This is a genomic window from Aquimonas voraii (assembly GCF_900101825.1).
GTDB lineage: Bacteria > Pseudomonadota > Gammaproteobacteria > Xanthomonadales > Xanthomonadaceae > Aquimonas > Aquimonas voraii.
The window spans coordinates 266,442-286,797 of sequence record NZ_FNAG01000003.1 but is presented as its reverse complement, the minus strand read 5'-3'; the positions used below and the strand labels follow the sequence as shown (position 1 = coordinate 286,797).

Genomic DNA, 20,356 nt, shown 5'->3' with positions numbered 1-20,356 from the left:
CCTGGTGGGAAGCGGAAGAGAGCGCTTGTCGGCTGCCGGTGGCAGCCGACGCTCTCTGGAGCCCAAGCGAAGCGAAGGCGGGTTGGGGAGAGGGGGCAACGCTCGTCGCAAGCACCCTACCCCTCTCCCCCGGCCCCTCTCCCACAAGGGGAGAGGGGAGCACCGCGAAAGATCTCGTGGGCCACCGCGAGAGTTCAGCTCCGGTGGGTCAAGACCCACCCTATGGGCCGCGCTCTTTCGAATCCCGAATCCCCAATCCCGAATCCCGGCTCCGAGTCAGATCGCGCCGAGCGCGTCCTCCAGCTCCGCGCGCAGATCGACGAGGTCCTCAACGCCCACGCTCAGACGCACCAGGTTGTCGTGGATGCCGAGCTTGGCGCGGTTCTCCGGCGGCACCGACGCGTGGGTCATGATCGCCGGGTGGTTGATCAGGCTCTCGACGCCACCCAGAGATTCGGCCAGCGCGAACAGCTTGCAGCGCTCCATCATCCGGCGGGTACCGGCGAGGTCGGTGTCGAGCACCACGCTGATCATCCCGCCGAATCCATGCATCTGCTGCTTGGCCAGCGCGTGCTGCGGGTGCGATTCAAGGCCCGGATAGATCACGCGGCGCACTTTGGGATGCGTTTCCAGCCACTGCGCCAGGGCGAGTGCGTTCTCGCAGTGCGCGCGCATGCGCAGGTGCAGGGTCTTCAGGCCGCGCAGGGCGAGGAAGCTGTCGAACGGGCCCTGCACGCCACCGACCGCGTTCTGCAGGAAGGTGAGCTTCTCTTCCAGCTCGGCGTGGTCACCCACCACCAGCATGCCGCCGACGATGTCGCTGTGGCCGTTCAGATACTTGGTCGCCGAGTGCATGACCAGATGCGCGCCCAGCTCCAGCGGGCGCTGCAGGATCGGGCTGCAGAACGTGTTGTCGACGGCGAGGATCAGGCCCTTCTCGCGCGCGAAGGCCGCGAGCTTGGCGATATCGACCAGCTTCAGCATCGGGTTGGTCGGCGTCTCGCACCAGATCATCCTGGTGTTCGGGCGCAGGGCCGCAGCCACGGCGTCGAGGTCGTCGAGGTCGACGAAGCTGAAGTCCAGCCCCGCCGAACGCCGGCGCACGCGCTCGAACAGGCGGTAGGTGCCGCCGTAGACATCGTCCATGCAGATCACGTGGCTGCCGGAGTCGAGCACTTCCAGCGCGGTCGAGGTCGCGGCCAGACCCGACGCGAACGCATAGCCCCGGCGGCCACCTTCGAGTGCGGCGACGCAGTCCTCGTAGGCGAAGCGGGTCGGGTTGTGGCTGCGCGAATACTCGAAGCCCTGGTGGTCGCCGGGGCTGCGCTGCACATAGGTCGAGGTCGCGTAGATCGGCGTCATCACCGCGCCGGTGGTCGGATCGGGCGACTGGCCGGCGTGGATGGCGCGCGTGCCGAGGCCGTGGCGGGCGTTCGAGGGCTTGCTCATGGGGCGTTCCGTGTGGGGGCTGCCGAGAGGCTCGGCGAGGCGCGGATTCTAGCCTTTGCGTCTCCGATCCGCGGGCTGCGGTCATTCCCCCGGGCGCGGCGCTCGATACACTGGACGGCATGCGAATCGGTCCCTACCCCATCGAACCGCGCGTGGTGCTGGCGCCCATGGCCGGCGTCACCGACAAGCCCTTCCGGGTGCTGTGCAAGCGCCTGGGTGCGGGGTTGGCGGTGTCGGAGATGACCCATTCCGATCCCAAGCTCTGGCACACCCGCAAGTCAAAGCTGCGCATGGACCATGCCGGCGAGCCGGACCCCATCTCGGTGCAGATCGCCGGCACCGAGCCCGAGCAACTCGCGAACGCCGCCCGCCACAACGTCGAGCAGGGCGCGCAGATCATCGACATCAACATGGGCTGCCCGGCCAAGAAGGTCTGCAACGCCTGGGCGGGCTCGGCGCTGATGCGCGACGAGGCCCTGGTCGGGCGCATCCTCGAGGCCGTCGTGCGTGCGGTCGAGGTGCCGGTGACCCTGAAGATCCGCACCGGATGGGCGCGGGCGCACCGCAACGGGCTGGCGATCGCGCGCATCGCGGAAGCCGCCGGCATCCAGGCGCTGGCGGTGCACGGCCGGACCCGCGAGGACCTCTACCAAGGCGAGGCCGAGTACGCGTTGATCGCCGAGATCAAATCCGAGCTGCACATCCCGGTGCTGGCCAATGGCGACATCACCGGGCCGGAAAAGGCCGCCGCCGTGCTGCGCGAGACGGGTGCGGATGCGGTGATGATCGGCCGCGCGGCGCAAGGCCGGCCGTGGATCTTCCGCGAGGTCGCCCATTTCCTCGCCACCGGCCAGCGCCTGCCCGAGCCGGACCTGAGCGAGGTGCGCGACATCCTGCTCGGCCATCTCGACGCGCTGTATGCGTTCTACGGCGAGGAACAGGGCCTGCGCATCGCGCGCAAGCATCTGGGCTGGTACGCCAGGGATGTCGAGGGTGGCGACCGCTTTCGCGCGCTCGTCAACGCGGCAACGACGGCGGAGGCGCAAACTGCGCTTGCCCGCGACTGGTTCGCCGCGCGAGAGGCCGGCCTCACGCTCGACCGCGCCGCCTGAGCCTACCCTGACCCACTGGAATCCGCCGCCGTGAAGTACCTTGGATTGATCTACGCCGGCCTGTTCCGCAAGAAGCTGCGCACCTTCCTGACGCTGGCCTCGCTGATCGCGGCCTTCAGCCTGCTGGGTCTGCTGCAGGCGGTGAACTCGCTGTTCTCGGGCGCGGCGGATTTCCTCGGTGCGAGTCGCCTGATCACCCAGGCCAGCACCAGCTTCACCCAGCCCCTGCCGATGCGCATGCTGCCGCAGATCGAGGCCGTGCCGGGGGTGGCGGCGGTCAACCACTCGCAGTTCTTTGGCGGCCAGTACCAGGACGGTCGCGGTTTCTTTCCGCAGTTCGCGGTCAATCCACAGCGCCTGCGCGACACCTACCCCGAATGGGTGATGGACAACGAGAGCTGGCTGCGCTTCATCAGCACCAATGACGGTGCCATCGTTGGCCGCAATCTGGCGGAGCAGTACGGCTGGAAGGTCGGCGACATCGTGCCGCTGAACAGCTTCATCTGGACCCAGGCCGGTGGCAGCCGCACCTGGGAGTGGCGGGTGGTCGGCATTTTCGACGGCGTCAACGAAGACTGGTCGCAGCGCGCGAACCTGATGTACCTGAACTATGCGCAGTTCGACGAGGCGCGCTCGGGCGGCAAGGGGCTGGCCGGTATCTTCGTGGTACGCATCGCCGATCCGGAGGCGTCCGAGCGCATCGCCGCCGTCATCGACGCGAAGTTCGAGAACTCCTCGGACGAAACCAAGACGCAGAAGGAATCCGAGTTCCAGCTGGGCTTCATCCGCCAGCTCGGCGACATCGGTCTGATCGTCAATCTGATCACCGGGGCGGTGTTCTTCTCGATTCTTTTCCTCACCGGCGTGGCCATGAGCCAGGCGGTGCGCGAACGCATCCCCGAGCTGGCGGTGCTGAAGTGCCTGGGTTTCACCGATCGTCAGGTCATGGGCCTTGTGCTCGCCGAAGCTTTCGTCTTGTGCGTGATCGGCGCCCTCCTCGGCATGGCGGTGGCGAGCGTGGCCACCGGCGTGCTGCCTCCCGAATTCCCGGTGCGTACCGATCTGCGGGTGTGGGTGATCGCCGGCATCAGCGTCGCGTTGCTGACGCTCGCGGTGGGCCTGCCGCCTGCGCTGGCCGCGCGCCGGCTCAAGATCGTCGATGCGCTGGCCGGTCGAGGTGAGCCCTCTGCCTTCGAGCGTGTACTGCGCCGACTGCTCGGCGGCCGCAGCGAGGAGGCCAGCGCATGAGCCGCATCACCCAGATCCGCGAGATCACCCTGATGAACCTGCGCTCGATCCCCGAGCGGCTCGCGCCTTCGCTGGTGATCGTGGTCGGCATTGCCGGCGTGGTCGGCGTGTTGGTGGCTCTGCTGTCGATGTCGGCCGGCCTGGGTCAGACCCTGGGCAGCACCGGCGAGCCCGACCAGGTGGTGGTGAGCCGGGGCGGCAGCCAGGGCGAGATCTCCAGCTTTCTTGCGGTGGCCAGCATGACCCTGGTGAAGCAGGATCCAGCGATCGCGCGGGGGGCCGACGGCCTCCCGCTCGCCTCGGGCGAACTCATCGTGATCACCGAGGTGCCGCGTCCGGGCCAGGACACCGGCGCCAATGTCAGCCTGCGCGGCATCGAGCCGGTGGGTCTCACGCTGCGACCCAAGTTCCGGCTGCTGCAGGGACGCATGTTCCGCCCCGGGGTGCAGGAGATCATCGTCGGCATCGGCGCCTCACGACAGTTCAGCGGGCTGGAGGTGGGGCGTGAGCTGCGCTTCCGCGGCGGGCGCTGGACGATCGTCGGCCACTTCGAATCCGGCGGCGCCTATGACAGTGAGCTGTGGACCGACCGCGAGACCGCGCAGGGCGCTTTCGGCCGGGCCGGCGTGTCCTCGATCCTGGCGCGCATCAAGGACCCCGACCTGCTGGAGACCATGGAGGCGCGGCTCAAGGCCGATCCCCAGCTCGATGTCGACGTGCGCAGCCAGGACGCCTTCTTCGCCGGCCAGAGCGGCAACCTCACCGCGACCATCGGCGTGCTGGCCGGCGTCGTCGCCGCGATCATGGGCGTGGGCGCGGTGTTCGGCGCGCTCAACACCATGTACTCGGCGGTATCGGCGCGGACCAAGGAAATCGGCACCCTGCGTGCGCTGGGCTTTGGCGCTGCTCCAGTGGTGGCTTCGGTGATGGCCGAGGCCCTGCTGCTGTCACTGCTGGGCGGTGCGCTGGGCGCAGCACTTGCCTACTTCGCCTTCAACGGCTACGCGGTCAGCACCTTGGGCGGCGGCTTCACCCAGGTCGCCTTCGAGTTCGCGGTGACGCCACGGCTGGTGATGACCGGTCTGTTCATCGCACTCGGCATCGGCTTCGTCGGCGGCCTCGCCCCCGCCCTGCGCGCGGCGCGACTTCCGGTGACGGCCGCACTTCGCGGGTGATCAGACCGGGACACAACCCGCGGGCTTCGCCTCACCGCCACCTGCTTTAACGAATCCCCAATCCCGGATCCCGAATCCCGGCGCCACAGGCGCCACGAGCGCATACTCCCGCGCCTTTCCGCCATGCCCGCCCGTCGCGCCAGCGACGGCGGACTGCTGCACGCCGCTTGCAGGTCGATGCCCGTGAACATCCATCCCGAACCCCTCGACCGCAAGGGCCTTGCGGCGGCCGTTTTCGCTTTCCTGACCTGGGGCGTGTTTCCGCTCTACTGGGCGCTGCTGAAACACGTGCCGTCTTTCGAGATCGTCGCCCACCGAATCGTCTGGTGTGCGGTCTTCGTGGTGGCCTGGCTGTGCTGGAAGGACGGCCCGGGATGGCTGTTCCGCGCGCTGCGGCAGCGCCATGCGGCGTGGATGCTGTTCGCCTCCAGCCTGCTCATCAGCTTCAACTGGGGCCTGTACATCTGGGGCGTCAACAGCGGCCACGTGGTCGAAACCAGCCTCGGCTACTTCATCAACCCACTGGTCAACGTGGTGCTGGGCGTGGCCGTGCTTGGCGAGCGCCTGCGCCGCACGCAGTGGATCGCCGTCGGCCTTGCCGCCGCCGGCGTGCTCTGGCTCAGCCTGCAGCAGGATCGCCCGCCGTGGATCGCGCTGGGTCTGGCCGGTTCGTTCGCGCTGTACGGGCTGATCCGCAAGCAGGTCGCCGTCGAGTCGGTGCCGGGGCTCGGCGTTGAAAGCGTGCTGCTGTTCCTGCCGGCGGCCGCCTGGCTGTGGATGGCCGAACAGGGCGGCGGCGGGGCCATCTTTCACGGCAACTGGGCCACCGACGCGCTGCTGATCACCGGCGGCCTGCTGACTGCCCTGCCGCTGGTGGCCTTTGCCTACGGCGCTCGCCGGATCCCGCTGTCGGTGCTGGGCCTGCTGCAATACATCGGGCCGAGCATCCAGTTCCTGCTGGGCCTGTTCGTGTTCGGAGAGAGTTTCGGACTGGTGCAGGCGGTCGGCTTCGGCCTGATCTGGGCCGCGCTGGCGGTGTACGCAGCCGAAGGCTGGCAGATGCAGCGGCGACGCGCGCTGGCCTTGGCCTGAGCTGCGCCCGCTGGCGGTCGCGGCGATGCGACAATTGCGGTCTACGCGGGACAGGCGGCGGTAGGAGAACTCCTACCCCTGGCCAGGCGGAACGACGACTGCATGCCCGCATCGCCCCTGCCTACACTTTCCCGCCCGTGCCCCCCAAAGGACCGCCTCATGATCCGCTTGAAGGCTCTCGATGACCTCGCCCACCGCCTGAGCGAACTCCTGCCTCCGGGCTTGGAGGACACACGTGCAGACCTTGAGAAGAACTTCCGCGCGGCCCTGCACAGCGGTTTCAGCAAGCTCGATCTGGTCACCCGCGAGGAGTTCGATGTGCAGCGTGCCGTGCTGCTGCGCACCCGCGAGAAGCTGGCCCTGCTGGAGCGGATGCTCGGCGATCTGGAGGCGCGCCTCGATGCGCGCGCCTCCGACGACGCCGCCACCCGCAACTGAAGCCCGCGCGGACGGCAGGGCGGGAGTCGCGTAGGAATGGCGCTCGCGGTCGTCCACAGCCGGGCCCAGTACGGCGTGAGCGCGCCGCCGGTACAGGTCGAGGTGCACCTCTCCGGCGGGCTGCCGGGCATGTCGATCGTCGGCCTGCCCGAGACGGCCGTGAAGGAAAGCCGCGACCGCGTGCGCGCGGCACTGATCTGCGGCCAGTTCGAGCTGCCGCAGCGGCGCATCACCATCAATCTCGCGCCCGCCGACCTGCCCAAGGACGGCGGGCGCTTCGACCTGCCGATAGCGCTCGGCATCCTCGCGGCCTCGGGCCAGCTGCCGGTCGCCGCCCTGCGCGCGCACGAATTCCTGGGCGAGCTCGCACTGACGGGCGACCTGCGCGGCGTCGACGGGGCGCTACCGGCCGTGCTGGCTGCCGGCCGCGAGGGGCGCTCGATGGTCCTGCCGCGAGCCAACTCCCACGAGGCGGGGCTCGTCGGCAGCGGCAGTGCGCACACCGCGGCCAGCCTGCTGGAGGTCTGCGCCTATCTGCGTGGGCAGGCCAGCCTGCCGGTGGCGAGCTGCGATCCGACGCAGGCGCAGTCTTCTTCGATACCGGATCTCGCCGACGTGCGCGGGCAAGTACTGGCGCGGCGCGCGCTGGAGATCGCCGCCGCCGGCGGCCACAACCTGCTGATGTGCGGCCCGCCGGGTAGCGGCAAGTCCATGCTGGCGCAGCGACTGCCTGGGATCCTGCCGCCGCTGGACGAGGACGGTGCACTGGAAGTCGCAGCCATCGCCTCGGTCGCCGCCGGTCGCGTCGACCCCGCGCGCTGGCGCGTCCCGCCCTACCGCCAGCCGCACCATACGGCCAGCGCCGTAGCCCTGGTCGGCGGGGGCTCACATCCGCGGCCCGGCGAGATCAGCCTGGCCCACCGCGGCGTGCTCTTCCTCGACGAGCTGCCGGAGTGGGATCGACGCGTGCTGGAAGTGCTGCGCGAGCCGCTTGAATCGGGCCACATCACGATCTCGAGGGCAGCGCGCCAGGCCGAGTTCCCCGCCCGCTTCCAGCTGGTCGCGGCGATGAATCCCTGCCCTTGCGGCTGGGCCGGCGACCCTTCCGGCCGCTGCCACTGCAGCGCAGAACAGATCGGCCGTTACCGTGGCCGGATCTCGGGGCCGCTGCTGGATCGTATTGACCTGCAGATCGAGGTGCCGCGCGTGCAGGCCGCGGAACTGCGGCCGGATGCCGCGCCCGGCGAGAGCAGCGCCGCCGTCCGCGAACGCGTGGCAGCAGCACGCTCGCGGCAAGTCTCGCGCTGCGGCCTGCTCAACTCGCAGATGGGCCAGACCGAACTTCTGGCGCACTGTCGCCTGTCCGCGCGCGAGCAGAGCCTGCTGGAGTCAGCAGTCGAACGTCTGCAGCTCTCGGCCCGCGCCAGCCAGCGCATCCTGCGTGTGGCGCGCACCGTGGCGGATCTCGCGGGCGCGGAATCCATCGACGCGGCCCACCTGGCCGAGGCGATCGGCTACCGGCGCATGGACAGGCGCAGTTGAGTCAAGGCCCGGCAGCGCGAACGTCGACTGTCAGTCCTCATCGCGCTGCGGAGCGAAGTCGAAACGCAGGTTGAGCGGGTCGACGCCAAGCGTGATCCGCGTCTCCTCCCAGTCGCCGCGCTCGCCAACCGGCAAGTTGGAGTAGGCGAAGGGCTCGGAGCCGAAGCCGCGATCAGCCTTGCCGTTCTCGTTGCGGTCATGCCAGCCGTGGACCGCATAGTCACTGGGTGCCAGTTCGGTGAACTCGGCGCGCGCCGAGCCCGCCTCCACTGGCACCGACAGCGTGTAACTGGGCTGGCGGGGATAGCCGACTCGGCTGCCGAACACCTCCACCACGAACTGCCCTTGATCGTCCTCGAGGCCGGTCACCTCCACCACGAGCTGTGCCGCGGTGGCGGGCAGCACGCCCATCGCCAACGCCGCACCCAGGATGCTGCTGCCTAGCCGATTCATCCGAACTCCCAATTGAATCACCTCCCCCTGAGGGCTCGCGGGCCGCCGCGCCTGTGCCGGAGCGTGCGTGGATTCCGCGACACAGTTGAGAAAGTAATGCGTGGGTATGCCATGTGCAATTGCGACGGGCCCATTTCCTTGACTTGGGGCCGGATCGTCGCCAAGTCTTGGGGTCGGACACGGGGGGCGCATGGACAGCCTGCAGACGAACGACATCTGGATGTTGATCGGCGGTCTCCTGATGCTCGCGGGCATTCTTTCGAGCCTCGTGGCGACGCGCTTCGGCGCCCCACTGCTGCTGGTCTTCCTGGTCATCGGCATGCTGGCGGGCGAGGATGGTCCAGGCGGTATTGCATTCAGCAATTACCAGATCACCTATGCGCTGGGTTCGGTCGCGCTGGCCGTCATCCTGTTCGATGGCGGATTGCGCACGCGGCTCAGTCAGGTACGCGGCGCACTCGCGCCGGCAGGTGTGCTGGCGACGATGGGCGTCGTTGTAACCGCGGGCCTGACCGGCGTGGCCGTGCACCACATCCTTGATCTCGGCTGGATTCCTTCACTGCTGATCGGCTCGATCGTGGCCAGCACGGATGCCGCGGCGGTGTTCTTCCTGCTGCGGTCGAACGGTCTGCATCTGCAGCGACGCGTTGGCGCGACGCTCGAAGTCGAGTCGGGCAGCAATGATCCGATGGCGATCTTCCTCACCCTGCTGCTGCTGGGTCTGGCCATGTCACCCGATGCACTGACGCCGGGCGGTCTCGCGCTCAGCCTGCTGCAGCAGATCGGTGTCGGTGCGCTCGCCGGCTATGCGGGCGGACGCGTCCTTGCCCTGGCCCTGAACCGGTTGGATCTGCCCTCGGGCCTGCATCCACTACTGGCGGTAAGCGGCGCCATCGCGCTAGTGCCGCTGACCAACATGTTGGGCGGCAGCGGGTTCCTGGCTGTCTATTTCGCCGGCTTGGTGGTGGGCAATCGGCCGGTCCGCGCCTTTGCCAACGTGCTGAGCGTGCAGGACGCCGCGACCTGGCTGGCGCAAATGCTCATGTTCCTGGTGCTGGGGCTGCTGGTCACGCCCTCGCGTCTGCTCGAACTGGCCTTGCCGGCGCTGGCGATCGCAGCTTTCCTCATGCTGGTCGCGCGCCCGTTGGCGGTGATGCTCTGCCTGTGGCCCTTCGGCTTCGGCAAGCGCGAGCTCGCCTTCGTCTCCTGGGTCGGACTGCGTGGCGCGGTTGGCATCTTCCTCGCCTCCGTGCCGATGCTGGTCGGCCTGCCCGATGCGCAGATGTACTTCAACATCGGATTCGTCGTGGTGCTGACCTCGCTGCTGGTGCAGGGCTGGAGCCTGTCCTGGGCTGCCTTCCGTCTGGGCGTGGCAGTGCCGCGGCGGGATCCACCGTCACGTCGCGTTGAACTGGACCTGCCCGGCCAGTTGGAGCACGAGATGGTTGGCTACCGCGTTGCACCCGACTGCGCTCTGCTGAGTGGACGCGGGCGCCTGCCCGCCTGGGCGCGGCCCGTGCTGGTGGTACGCAAGGGTCAGGTGCTGTCGCCTGAGGAAGCCGGCGCCCTGCGGGTCGAGGACTATGCCTACTATCTGGCACCACCGGGACGGGTAATCCGCCTGGATTGGCTGTTCGCCGAGGCCGCAGAGGCCCGGGAGGCGGAGCGCGAACTGTTCGGTGAATTCACCCTGCCCGGCAATGTTCCCTTGGGCCCACTGGCGGATTTTTACGGGCTGAAGCTCAGTCCACGCATGCAGGGAAAGTCTGCAGCGGAGCTCTTTGCCGATCGTTTTGACGACCAGCCGCAGATCGGCGACATCTTGGAAGTGGGCAACGCGATTCTGGTCGCGCGCGACCTGGTTGAGGACCGCGTCAGTCGGGTCGGACTCAAATTCCGCACGTCGCCGCGCCCCTCCCGGCTCGCGCGCGGGCGCGCGGGTCGCTGGATCGAACGCCTGCGCCGGCGCGACTCCGGAGCTAGCCCTCCCGCCGAGGGTGGAGCGCCCTGAGGATGGGCAAAAAAGAACCGGCGGTCACGAGAGGACCGCCGGTTTCGAAATACGCCGAAGACAGGGAGGGAGGTTGCCCTCGGCGTTGGCTGCGGCCCGCAAGGCGCGTCGCAGACATGGACGCTGGCTCCGCCCGCCGGCACCGATCGGCACGGCGGATGACTGAGCCTGGATCAGGCCGCCTTCTTCGGCGCAGCCTTGACCGCGGCGGGACGGGCGACGACTTCGCTGGCGGCATCAAAGTTGGACTTGGCGAGGCCAGCCAGGGCTTCAGACGTCTTGAGCGTCTGCCCAACCACTTCCTGGCTGACAGCGATCAGATGCTCGGAGGCATCCTTGACGAAGCTCATGGTCTTCGGCAGCAGGGCCTTGGCGGCTTCAAGGTCGCGGGCCTCGGCGGCTTCGCTGGCGAACGCGGTTGCAGCATTCAGGCGGGCTTCGATGGCCTTCACCTGGAGGGCAGCCATGGCTTCGAAGTGCTCCACGGCGATCGCGTTGGCGCGCAGCGCCGACTCGGTCAGCTGCTTGGTGTACTGGCTGAACTGGGCGTTGATCTGGTCGAACATGGCGCTCTCCTGAGCTGAGCGTTGGGGGTGGACAGAGGCTAACCGCGCCAATGCTGCAACGCAACACAGAAGACCCCATCAAGAGCTTTCTGTTTATCTGCAGTTTATCTTTTGGCTTGACAAGAGACACCTTGATCGATCTTCCAAACGGCAGAGTACGGATCAACCCTCGGCCGCGCTGGCGCCAGCGCCGACAACTCGCCCGCGACAGCAGGATCTCGCCCCCCTCAGGGCCCCCGATAGCGGCACCCCGAGGTGCAGGTCTCATGCACCACCACCGTCGAAAGCTCCGGCAGGGAGGGTTTGAGCTGTTCCCAGATCCAGATCGCCAGCCGTTCGCTGGTGGGGTTCTCGAGCCCAGGCACATCGTTGAGGTAGTGATGGTCCAGCCGGTCGTAGATCGGCTTGAAGGCGGTCTTGATGTCGGCGAAATCCATCAGCCAACCGGTTTCGGGATCGGGCTCGCCCTCGACATGGATTTCCACGCGGAAGCTGTGCCCGTGCAGGCGCGCGCACTTGTGGCCCGGCGGCACTTTGGGCAGGCGGTGGGCCGCCTCGAGGGTGAAGACCTTGAAGATTTCCATCGGCGGACTCCGGAAACGACGCGGGCCCTGCTCATGCAGGGCCCGCAGGCAGTGCTTGGGACGCGCAGCTTACGCTGCGAACAGCGCCTTCATCTTCTTCATCGCCGCCGCTTCGATCTGACGGATGCGCTCGGCTGACACGCCGTACTCGTCGGCCAGCTCCTGCAGGGTGATCTTGCCGTCGCCCAGCCAGCGGCGTTTGACGATATCGCGCGATCGGGCGTCCAGGCTGGCGAGGCCCTCGCGGAGGATCTCGAGGCGATTCTCGTCCTCGTCCTCGGCGGCATAGCGCAGCGAAGGGTCGGCGCCGTGTTGCTCAAGGTAGGCGACCGGCGCGGGGCGGGCGTCGTCATCGGCGTCGGTGGGGGCATCGAAGCCCACGTCCTGACCCTGCAGACGGGCTTCCATCTCCAGCACTTCGGACTCCGGCACGTTGAGGTCGCGGGCAATAGCCTTGACCTCTTCGTGATTCATCCAGCCCAGACGGCGCTTGCTCTTGCGCAGGTTGAAGAACAGCTTGCGCTGCGCCTTGGTGGTGGCGACCTTGACGATGCGCCAGTTGCGCAGGATGAACTCGTGCATCTCGGCACGGATCCAATGCACCGCGAAGCTCACCAGGCGCACGCCCTGCTCCGGATCGAAGCGCTTGACCGCCTTCATCAGGCCGATGTTGCCTTCCTGGATGAGGTCGGCCAACTGCAGGCCGTAGCCGTTGTAGCCGCGGGCGACATGGACGACGAAGCGCAGGTGGGACAGCACCAGCTTGCGGGCGGACTCCAAGTCCTGCTCGGCCTGGTAGCGGCGGGCCAGCGCCTGTTCTTCCTCGACGCTCAGCACGGGGATGCGGTTGACCGTGCCGATGTAGGCATCCAGCGTGCCGATGGCGGCAGGTACCGGAAGATTGTGCGCAACAAGAGCGTGGGTCATGTCCTTCTCCATAGGCAGGGACTTTAGCAGTCTATCCGTGAGAGTGCTAAACCGCGGGTGAAGTTCCCGATTCGGCCCCGCCCGTCACCCGCAGACAGATATGGACGCACGGATGCAATTCAAGTGCCCGCCATCTGCAGGGCGTCGAGGCGGGGCAGGCGCCAATCCACCGCCCCCAGGCCGCGGCCCTCCAGGTAGCGGTTGGCCGCCGAGAAGTGGCCGCAGCCGATGAAACCCCGGTAGGCCGACAGTGGCGAAGGATGCGGCGCGCGAAGCACGGCGTGTCGGGTCCGGTCGATGAACTTGCCCTTGGCTTGCGCATAGCTGCCCCAGAGCAGGAAGACCAGACCCTCGCGCTCGCGGTTCAGCCGATCGACGACGGCATCGGTGAAGGCCTCCCAGCCCTTGCCCTGGTGCGAGCCGGCACGCCCGGCCTCGACCGTGAGCACCGCATTCAGAAGCAGCACGCCCCGCTGCGCCCAGGGCAGCAGGCAGCCGTGATCGGGCGGCTCGATGCCGAGATCGCGGCGAATCTCGGCAAAGATGTTGGCCAGCGAAGGCGGCACCGGGAGGCCCGGCAGAACCGAAAAGCACAAGCCATGCGCCTGCCCCGGCCCATGGTAGGGGTCCTGGCCCAGGATCACCACTTTCACCGCTTCGAAGGGCGTCGCATCCAGCGCGGCGAAGATCTGCCCCGACGGCGGATAGATGCGGGCGCCGCGCCCGCGCTCGGCCAGCAGAAACTGGCGCAGCGCATCCATGCCCGGCGAGAGCAGCACCTCGGCCAGACGGGACTTCCAGGACGGGTGCAGCCGCACCCGCTCCAGCGCCTCGCTCAAGTGCCCTGCACCTTGGAACGCATGATCCGGCCCACCCGCAGCTGGAACAGCAGCTTGGTGACCAGCAGACGCTCCTCGATCGGCTTCTCGACCAGATCATTGGCGCCGGCGCGCAGCAGGGCGGACTGGTTGGCCGGATTGTCGTCGCCGGTCATCACCAGGATGGGCAGCTGCGCCTTGCCGTAGCCAAAGCGCCCGCGAACCTGCTCCAGCAGGTCATGGCCAGTCATACCGCCCTTGAGATAGACGTCGGTGAGCACGATATCCGGACCGGGCACTCGGCCCTCGGCGACGTACTGCTCCAGCAGCGCCAGAGCGTCTTCGACGCTGACCACGTGGGTGACCTTGAGGCCGTGCTTTTCCAGCATGCGCCGAGTGGCGACCGCGACGACCTTGCTGTCCTCGACGTAAAGCACCTCGCCGCCGGCCTCGTCCTGCGGCTGTACATAGCCGCGGATGAAGGCTCCCAGGGCCGCGAATCCCAGGGACTTGTCGAAGTAATCGGTGACGTCATCGCTGAAGCTGCGCTCGATCAGGCGCTCGTTGACATCGCCCGAGACCACGATGATCGGGATGAAGGCCTGGGGCGCGTGCTCGCGCACGTAGCGGGCGAGCTGCAGGCCATCCATGTCGGGCAGGCGCAAGGCGGTCGTGACCAGATCGACCACGCCGGACTGCAGGGCGGCCTGGGCCTCGGCGCCGGTCTCGCAGGACAACACCGTGACTCCGGGCAACTCGGCCTTGAGCACCTGCTCCAGCAGGCGACGCACGACTTTGGAGCCATCCACCACCATGACCCGCGGGGTTTCCGAGGTGATGTGACGGGTGATGCTGGCGCCGCTCATGCGCGCACCTCGACCCACGACAAAGGTTGACGCCACTCATTCCACATCGACTGTCCTCCCCGACTGTCCCTGGCGCAAATGGTGGCCGACAGCGAGGAAGGCCCCCAACCAGCCCAGTGCGGCAGCGGCGCAGGGTACCGCAAGGGTGGCGGGGATGCCGAACCCGCGCAGCCGGAATCCGCTGTCGTAACTGCGGATCAAGGCGTCCACTGGGCCTGCCAGGCCGAACTGCAGCAGGGCAAGCAGGGCCAGAGCCAGGAGCCCGGACAGCAGTCCGTACCAGGCCCCGAGGTACAGAAAGGGTCGGCGGATGAAGCCGGCGGTGCCGCCCAGAAGCTGGATGACGGCGATCTCTTCGGCCCGGCCCTGCACATCCAGACGCACCGTGTTGCCGACGACCAGCAGTGCACCGGCCAAGAGCAGCAGCCCGAGGGCGACGACGGCACGTTCGCCGAGCTGCAGCCAAGCCTCAAGGCGCTGCCGCCAGACGGCGTCGTGCTGGACCAGCTCGACCCCCGGCAGCGATTCCAGCGCCCCCACCAGGGTGGGCAGGTCTGCGTCCAGGACCGGCGCGACGTCCAGCACGGCGGGAATGGGATTGTCGTCCAGCAGCGCCAGCGCCTCGCCAAAACCGGCATAGCGCTGGAACTCGGCCAGCCCCTGCTCGGTGGTGCGCAGGCTGACCTCGGCGACGCCGGGCAGGTCGCGCGCGGCCTGTTGCAGCTGCTGCTGGGCAGCCTCATCGAGATCAAGCTCAAGGAAGACACCGATCTCGCGGGCCTGCTCGACCGCTCCGCTGAGCCCCTTGAGGTTGTCGAGCATCAGCGCGAGGGCCAGGGGCAGGACCATGGCGATGGCCATGACGCCCACGGTCAGGGCGGTGGCGAACGGCCGGGTGGCGATCCGGCCCAGGCTGGACACCAGGCTGTACAGGTGCAGATCGCGCCAGTGCGCGAGCGCCGCTGCAAAGCCGCGGGGAGCGGCGGCGACGCGCGGCGCGGCCGGCGGGCGACGGCGACGGTTGCGGCTCACGACTGCGACCCCGGACGGAAGTCATCCACCAAGCGGCCATGGTCCAGCACCAGCACACGCTTGCCCATGCGCCGCACCAGATGCAGGTCGTGGCTGGCCACCAGTACCGCCGTACCTTGGGCCGGCAGCTCGGCGAACAGCCGCATGATGTCCTCCGCCAGCTGCGGGTCGAGGTTGCCCGTCGGCTCGTCGGCGACCAGCAGCGGCGGCTGGGCGACGATGGCGCGGGCGATGCCGACGCGCTGCTGCTCGCCGGCCGACAGCCCCTGCGGCGAACTGCGCTCCCGCGCCAGTAGACCCACCCGATCAAGCGCAGCGCGCACGCGCGCGGCGATTTCTGCGCGCGGCAGGCCAGCGATCAGCAGCGGCAGGGCGACGTTGTCGAAGAGGCTGCGGTCGAGCAGCAGGCGGTGGTCCTGGAACACCATGCCAACCCGCCGGCGCACGAAGGGCTGCTCGCGCGCGCTGACCTGGGCGAGGTTGCGGCCCTCCAGCAGCACACTGCCGCGGCTGGCGCGCTCGGCCAGATGGATCAGCCGCAGCAGGGTGCTCTTGCCGGCGCCGGAATGGCCGGTGACGAAGACCATCTCGCCGCGCTCGAGATCAAAGCTGAGCTCGCGCAGGGCCTCGTTGCCACCCGCATAGCGCTTGGACACCGCATCGAAACGCAGCAGCGGCAGAGCGGAGTCGGGGGTCGGGGCGCGGGCTCGCATCGGACCTCAGCGCACCAGGGTGTTGATCTGGAAGATCGGCAGGAGGATCGCCAGCACCACAAACAGCACCAGGCCGCCGACCAGCAGGATCACGCCGGGCCCCAGCGCCGCCATGGCCACGCCGAGTGCAGTGTCGAGCTCGCGCTCCTGCTGCAGAGCGGCCTCGTCGAGCATCGCGTGGAGGCGGCCGCTGCGTTCACCGCTGGCGATCAGGCGCAGGGCCACCGGCGGGAACTGGCCGCTGTCAGCCAGCGCGCGCGACAGGGCCTGGCCTTCGCGCACACGCAGTGACGCACGCGCCAGCGCCTCGCGCAGGCTGCGGTTCTGGACGACCTGACTGGCGATGGACAGCGCCTCCAGCAGTGGAACCGCCGCGGCGGTCAGCAAGGCCAGCGTGCGGGCGAAGCGCGCGGTGTCCAGCGCGCGCACCAGACGGCCCCAGACCGGAATGCGCAGGCTGAAGCTGTCGAGGGCCGCGCGCGCGCCACGCTGGCGCAGTGCCAGCCACAGCGCGGCGGCCACCAGAGGCAAGGCCAGCAGCAGCCACAACCCAGAGGCCTGCACGAAGCCCGACAGCGCGACCAGGATCCGGGTCGGCAGCGGCAGGGCCTGGCCGAACTGGCTGAACACGCCGATCACCTGCGGCACCACCCACACCATCAGGCCGGCCACGACCGCGATCGCCACGGTCGACAGCAGCAGGGGATAGGTCAGGGCCAGCAGCACCCGCCGACCCAGCGCGTCGCGGCTTTCGGCGTAGTCGGCCAGACGCAGCAGGATGCCGTCGAGCTTGCCAGCGGCCTCGCCCGCTGCGACCGAGGCGCGATAGAGCGCAGGAAACGAGCCCGGATACTCGGCCATGGCCGCGGCGAGGGTGCTGCCTTCCAGCACGCGCGCGCGCAGCGCCATCACCTGGCTGCGCAGCCGGCCCTCGCTGCCTTCGGCCAGGGCGGCCAGCGACTCGTCGATCGGCAGGCCCGAGGCGACCAGCGTCGCGAGTTGGCGCATCAGCAGGGCGCGCTGGGCGCTGCCGAGGTTGCGGGCGCCCGCGCCGGCGGAAGGCGCGGCCTCGTCGACGCTGAGCGGGTTGAGGCCACGCTCGCGCAGCTGGCTGCGGGCCGCACGGGCGGTATCGGCCTGCAGCACGCCGCGCGTGCGGCGGCCACCGGCATCGAGCGCGCTGTACTCGAAGGCGGGCATGCGAAGCGCTCGGGGTCAGTCGGGCGGCAGACGCCGCCCGACCTTCAGATGAATCGGCCAGCGCACGCGGCGGGGCGCGTCGGGGTCCCCCCAGGCGGCGGCCATCTCATCGGTGATCTGCTGCACCGGGTCTTCGCCGTGTTGGCGGAGCCAGGCCTGACTGGCGGACCAGCTGCGAAGGTAGTCGAGGTAGTCGGCAAGACGCAGGTCGAGCTCGATGTTGAAGCGCGGCGCCTCGACCGGCTCGAACGGAAAGGCCAGCTCGGCATAGCCGTTCTCGACGTGCTTGCGCTCCGGCGGCCAATAGGGACCCAGCACGCCGCGGTACAGGCGCATGAAGACCTGGTCGACCGCCGGCGTCACCAGCGACAGGCCATAGCACCAGACGGCGATCACGCCGTCCTTTCGGAGCACGCCATAGACCGCGTCGTAGAACGCGTCGAGGTCGAACCAGTGCAGTGCCTGGGCGACGGTAATCAGGTCCACGCTGCCCAGCGGCAGGGAGGGCAGCTCGGCCGGCTCGACGCGGTAGTCGATATTGCCCAGTGTGTCGGCCAGCGCGATCTGGGCGGCGCTGGGGTCGGTGGCCACCACCCGCTCGAAGCGACGGGCCAGCGGCAGCGCTGCCTGACCGCTGCCACAGCCCACGTCCCAGGCGAGCTCGCGCTCACCGGGCAGGCTGGCCAGCCAATCGAACAGCGCCTCGGGATAGCTCGGGCGCGCCGCGGCATACAGGCCGGCCTGGGCGGAGAAGTGGTCCTTGAACATGGCGCGGAGTCTAGCAGCCCGCGACCGGCGCCAAGGCCGCCGCGGCGAACGCGGCTCGGCGCCTGCGCCCGGGGGCGGCTCCTCGCGCAGAATGGCGTTCGCCCTTTCGCCCGGAGAAGTTCAGATGGTCTCGATCAGCATCCGCCCTGCCCGCGCCGAGGACCTCGACTCCCTGGTCGATTTCAACGCGGCCATGGCCCTCGAAACCGAACAGCTCGTGCTCGATCGCACGCGTCTGCGCGAGGGCGTAGCCCAGCTGCTGGCCGACGCCGCGAAAGGCCAGTACCGGGTGGCCGAACGCGAGGGCACGGTTGTCGGCGCACTGATGCTGACCCGCGAGTGGAGCGACTGGCGCTGCGGCGACTGGTGGTGGATCCAGAGCGTCTATGTGCGCCCCGAGGCGCGTCGCGCCGGCGTGTTCCGCGCGCTGTTCGAGAGCGTCGAGCGCGAGGCGCGCGCGCGTGCCGATGTCTGTGGCCTGCGACTCTACGTCGAGCGCGACAACGTCCGCGCTCAGGCCACCTACGCCGCGCTCGGCATGCAGGAGACGCACTACCGGATGTTCGAGGCGTCGACGCGGCCCTGAAGCCACTGTGGACGCCGGGCGAGGGCGCGGTGAACGGCTCTTCATGCAGCCTGTGCGCGGGTGAAGCCGCGCTTCGCATCACTCAAGACCGATCTCACCGGAAATAGACAGGCGTTGAACAGTGGCCTGCGCAGACTGCGTGTCACGCTGAAGCGGAGGGCATGTGGCCCGACGCAGCGTGCAGCACACCGCTGACCCTCATCACCTGCCGGAGAACGCCATGTTGAAGCGCCTCATGTTCATCGCCGCCGCCCTGCTGATCGCCCCCATCGCCTTCGCCGACCACCACGGGATGAAGAAGGAGCAGACCGTGGTCGAGATCGCTGCCGGCAACCCCGACTTCTCCACCCTGGTCGCCGCCGTGCAGGCGGCCGGCCTGGCCGAAACCCTGAGCGGCGCCGGGCCGTTCACGGTGTTCGCCCCGACCAATGCCGCCTTCGCCAAGCTGCCGGCCGGCACCGTCGAGAACCTGCTGAAGCCCGAGAACAAGGACCAGCTGGTCGCCATCCTCACCTACCACGTGGTCCCGGCCAAGGTGCTGGCGGCTGACGTCGGCGGCCTGACCGAAGCCGACACGGTCAACGGCAAGAAGCTCGCGATCGACACCCGCAATGGCGTCAAGATCAACAACGCCACCGTGACCGCCACCGACATCGTCGGCAGCAACGGCGTGATCCACGTGATCGATACGGTGATCCTGCCGTAAGGGCGCTTCGTAACGCGATTCCTGAAAGCCCCGGGGCGTCCGCCCCGGGGCTCGCTGTTTTGGGATTCGGGATTGGGGATCGGGGATTGGGAACTCCGCGAAGCCTTCGCTGCCTGCTCTTTCGAATCCCGAATCCCCAATCCCCGCCCTTCAGTGCTTGCGGAGCCCCGCGCGCAGTTCGCCCTCGGCTTCGTCACTGGTGAGTTCGATCAGCTCCACGCTGATGGCGTGCGCACAAAGCACCGCCTGCCACTGCCGTGCGCGCAGTCGGCGCAGCTGGGCCAGGCGACTCACCGGCAAGCGCTGCGTTTCGGCCTGCGCGCGCAGCAGGCCTTCGGGCTCGATGCCGATGCGCACCTCGCCGGCGGTAAACAGCGCCGGCGGCTCATCGGCTTCCGCCACCCACTCCTCACCCTGGGGTGCGAACAGCGCGCACTCGACCAGCTTCCACACCGGCGCGAGACCCGCGTGCTCATACTGCAGGGCGGTCATTGCGCAGAGATCGTGCAGGCTGAGGTAGCGGGCGTGCTCCAGCGGCAGACCGAAAGCGCTCTGCGCGGCCAGCGCGGTGGCTGCGGCGGCCATGCCCTTCTCGATCAGCTCGGCCTCCATCTGCTGGCCGACTTCGGCAATGCGCGAGGCGCCGCCGTGCAGGACGAAGGGCAGGAGGCGCAGGGGGCCGCCGCGCAGACCAGGGTCCGGCTGCAGGCCGGGTGCCGGCATGCGCCCGCCGCTGGCCCACAGGCTGACCACGCGCGCCTGCGAGCGCTCACCGGGCGCGCCCACCAGCAGATCGGCCAGCGCGGTGAACACAGGCCAGCCGGGGCGCAGCAGTTCAGCCGGATCGAAGCTCGCCATCGCCAGGCCCAGATCGAGACTGGCAGCGGCGGGCAGCAGGCGCTGCAGGTCGATCAGGATGGGCTCCAACAGGGGCTCGGCGGCCTCGCGCTCCAGGGTCTCGCGGCCTTGCGCGAATTCGACCGGCGCGTCCTGGTTCGCCGACTGCGGGCTGATCTCCAGCGCCAGCGCGCCGAAGCAGTTCAGGTTTTCGTCCACTTGGGCTGTCCTTC

20 protein-coding genes and 1 pseudogene are annotated in these 20,356 nt (G+C 68.7%); 9 read left to right on the top strand and 12 right to left on the bottom strand.

Annotation, left to right across the window (positions count from 1 at the left end; genetic code table 11):
* Positions 1-276: 276 nt before the first annotated feature.
* Complete coding sequence (locus tag BLP83_RS08765) at positions 277-1,449, bottom strand: cystathionine gamma-synthase (RefSeq protein ID WP_091241440.1); 1,173 nt, start codon at positions 1,447-1,449, stop codon at positions 277-279.
* Positions 1,450-1,568: 119 nt separating this feature from the next.
* On the opposite strand from BLP83_RS08765, the gene dusB reads away from it, so the two are divergent.
* The 6 genes and pseudogenes from dusB (at position 1,569) to BLP83_RS08735 (ending at position 8,056) form a co-directional block, all read left to right on the top strand.
* Positions 1,569-2,561: a tRNA dihydrouridine synthase DusB gene (gene dusB, locus BLP83_RS08760; protein ID WP_091241437.1), complete on the top strand. Its 993-nt coding sequence runs from the start codon at positions 1,569-1,571 to the stop codon at positions 2,559-2,561.
* A 30-nt stretch (positions 2,562-2,591) separates the two neighbouring features.
* Positions 2,592-3,809 (top strand): ABC transporter permease, encoded by a 1,218-nt coding sequence (locus tag BLP83_RS08755; protein WP_143006615.1) that lies wholly within the window; start codon positions 2,592-2,594, stop codon positions 3,807-3,809.
* The gene (locus BLP83_RS08750; RefSeq protein ID WP_091241432.1) at positions 3,806-4,984 is read left to right on the top strand and encodes an ABC transporter permease; all 1,179 of its coding nucleotides are present in this window, start codon (positions 3,806-3,808) and stop codon (positions 4,982-4,984) included. Before BLP83_RS08755 ends, BLP83_RS08750 begins: the two co-directional genes overlap by 4 nt.
* 183 nt (positions 4,985-5,167) lie before the next feature.
* Complete coding sequence (gene rarD, locus BLP83_RS08745; protein ID WP_425388985.1) at positions 5,168-6,076, top strand: EamA family transporter RarD; 909 nt, start codon at positions 5,168-5,170, stop codon at positions 6,074-6,076.
* 159 nt (positions 6,077-6,235) lie between these two features.
* Positions 6,236-6,548: pseudogene (ubiK, locus tag BLP83_RS08740) on the top strand (ubiquinone biosynthesis accessory factor UbiK).
* A 2-nt stretch (positions 6,549-6,550) separates the two neighbouring features.
* The gene (locus BLP83_RS08735) at positions 6,551-8,056 is read left to right on the top strand and encodes a YifB family Mg chelatase-like AAA ATPase (protein WP_091241428.1); all 1,506 of its coding nucleotides are present in this window, start codon (positions 6,551-6,553) and stop codon (positions 8,054-8,056) included.
* A gap of 30 nt (positions 8,057-8,086) precedes the next feature.
* Here BLP83_RS08735 and BLP83_RS18650 read toward each other — a convergent pair whose 3' ends face one another.
* On the bottom strand, positions 8,087-8,509 hold the full coding sequence (locus BLP83_RS18650) for a DUF2141 domain-containing protein (protein WP_176764082.1): 423 nt from the start codon (positions 8,507-8,509) through the stop codon (positions 8,087-8,089).
* A gap of 190 nt (positions 8,510-8,699) precedes the next feature.
* On the opposite strand from BLP83_RS18650, the gene BLP83_RS08725 reads away from it, so the two are divergent.
* Positions 8,700-10,520, top strand: coding sequence for a potassium/proton antiporter (locus tag BLP83_RS08725; protein WP_091241420.1), 1,821 nt, complete (start codon positions 8,700-8,702; stop codon positions 10,518-10,520).
* Between the two features lie 173 nt (positions 10,521-10,693).
* Here BLP83_RS08725 and BLP83_RS08720 read toward each other — a convergent pair whose 3' ends face one another.
* The 9 genes from BLP83_RS08720 to BLP83_RS08680 all read right to left on the bottom strand — a co-directional run bounded on the left by BLP83_RS08720 (position 10,694) and on the right by BLP83_RS08680 (position 17,994).
* Positions 10,694-11,086, bottom strand: a complete 393-nt coding sequence (locus tag BLP83_RS08720) for a phasin family protein (RefSeq protein WP_091241417.1) — start codon at positions 11,084-11,086, stop codon at positions 10,694-10,696.
* A gap of 227 nt (positions 11,087-11,313) precedes the next feature.
* Positions 11,314-11,670 carry a 6-carboxytetrahydropterin synthase QueD gene (gene queD, locus BLP83_RS08715; RefSeq protein ID WP_091241413.1) on the bottom strand — a complete coding sequence of 119 codons (357 nt, stop codon included), beginning with the start codon at positions 11,668-11,670 and terminating at the stop codon, positions 11,314-11,316.
* Positions 11,671-11,739: 69 nt separating this feature from the next.
* Positions 11,740-12,609 (bottom strand): RNA polymerase sigma factor RpoH, encoded by an 870-nt coding sequence (gene rpoH / locus BLP83_RS08710; RefSeq protein ID WP_091241410.1) that lies wholly within the window; start codon positions 12,607-12,609, stop codon positions 11,740-11,742.
* A 107-nt stretch (positions 12,610-12,716) separates the two neighbouring features.
* On the bottom strand, positions 12,717-13,436 hold the full coding sequence (gene ung, locus BLP83_RS08705) for a uracil-DNA glycosylase (RefSeq protein WP_091241407.1): 720 nt from the start codon (positions 13,434-13,436) through the stop codon (positions 12,717-12,719).
* The gene (locus tag BLP83_RS08700) at positions 13,433-14,281 is read right to left on the bottom strand and encodes a response regulator (RefSeq protein ID WP_091241404.1); all 849 of its coding nucleotides are present in this window, start codon (positions 14,279-14,281) and stop codon (positions 13,433-13,435) included. The genes ung and BLP83_RS08700 overlap by 4 nt, the downstream gene beginning before the upstream one ends.
* Positions 14,282-14,317: 36 nt before the next feature.
* On the bottom strand, positions 14,318-15,220 hold the full coding sequence (gene ftsX, locus BLP83_RS08695; RefSeq protein ID WP_091241497.1) for a permease-like cell division protein FtsX: 903 nt from the start codon (positions 15,218-15,220) through the stop codon (positions 14,318-14,320).
* A gap of 89 nt (positions 15,221-15,309) precedes the next feature.
* Entirely contained in the window at positions 15,310-15,993 is a 684-nt protein-coding gene (ftsE, locus tag BLP83_RS08690; RefSeq protein ID WP_176764084.1) for a cell division ATP-binding protein FtsE, read from the bottom strand.
* A gap of 39 nt (positions 15,994-16,032) precedes the next feature.
* Positions 16,033-17,226: a type II secretion system inner membrane protein GspF gene (gene gspF, locus BLP83_RS08685; protein ID WP_091241398.1), complete on the bottom strand. Its 1,194-nt coding sequence runs from the start codon at positions 17,224-17,226 to the stop codon at positions 16,033-16,035.
* Between the two features lie 15 nt (positions 17,227-17,241).
* Entirely contained in the window at positions 17,242-17,994 is a 753-nt protein-coding gene (locus BLP83_RS08680; protein WP_091241395.1) for a class I SAM-dependent methyltransferase, read from the bottom strand.
* 124 nt (positions 17,995-18,118) lie between these two features.
* Between BLP83_RS08680 and BLP83_RS08675 the strand changes: the two genes are divergently transcribed.
* Both BLP83_RS08675 and BLP83_RS08670 read left to right on the top strand, forming a co-directional pair.
* Positions 18,119-18,580 (top strand): GNAT family N-acetyltransferase, encoded by a 462-nt coding sequence (locus tag BLP83_RS08675; RefSeq protein WP_091241393.1) that lies wholly within the window; start codon positions 18,119-18,121, stop codon positions 18,578-18,580.
* Positions 18,581-18,872: 292 nt separating this feature from the next.
* Positions 18,873-19,286, top strand: a complete 414-nt coding sequence (locus BLP83_RS08670) for a fasciclin domain-containing protein (protein ID WP_342670442.1) — start codon at positions 18,873-18,875, stop codon at positions 19,284-19,286.
* Positions 19,287-19,436: 150 nt separating this feature from the next.
* Here the strand turns inward: BLP83_RS08670 and BLP83_RS08665 are convergent, their stop codons facing one another.
* Entirely contained in the window at positions 19,437-20,342 is a 906-nt protein-coding gene (locus BLP83_RS08665; protein WP_091241388.1) for a hypothetical protein, read from the bottom strand.
* Positions 20,343-20,356: the final 14 nt, after the last annotated feature.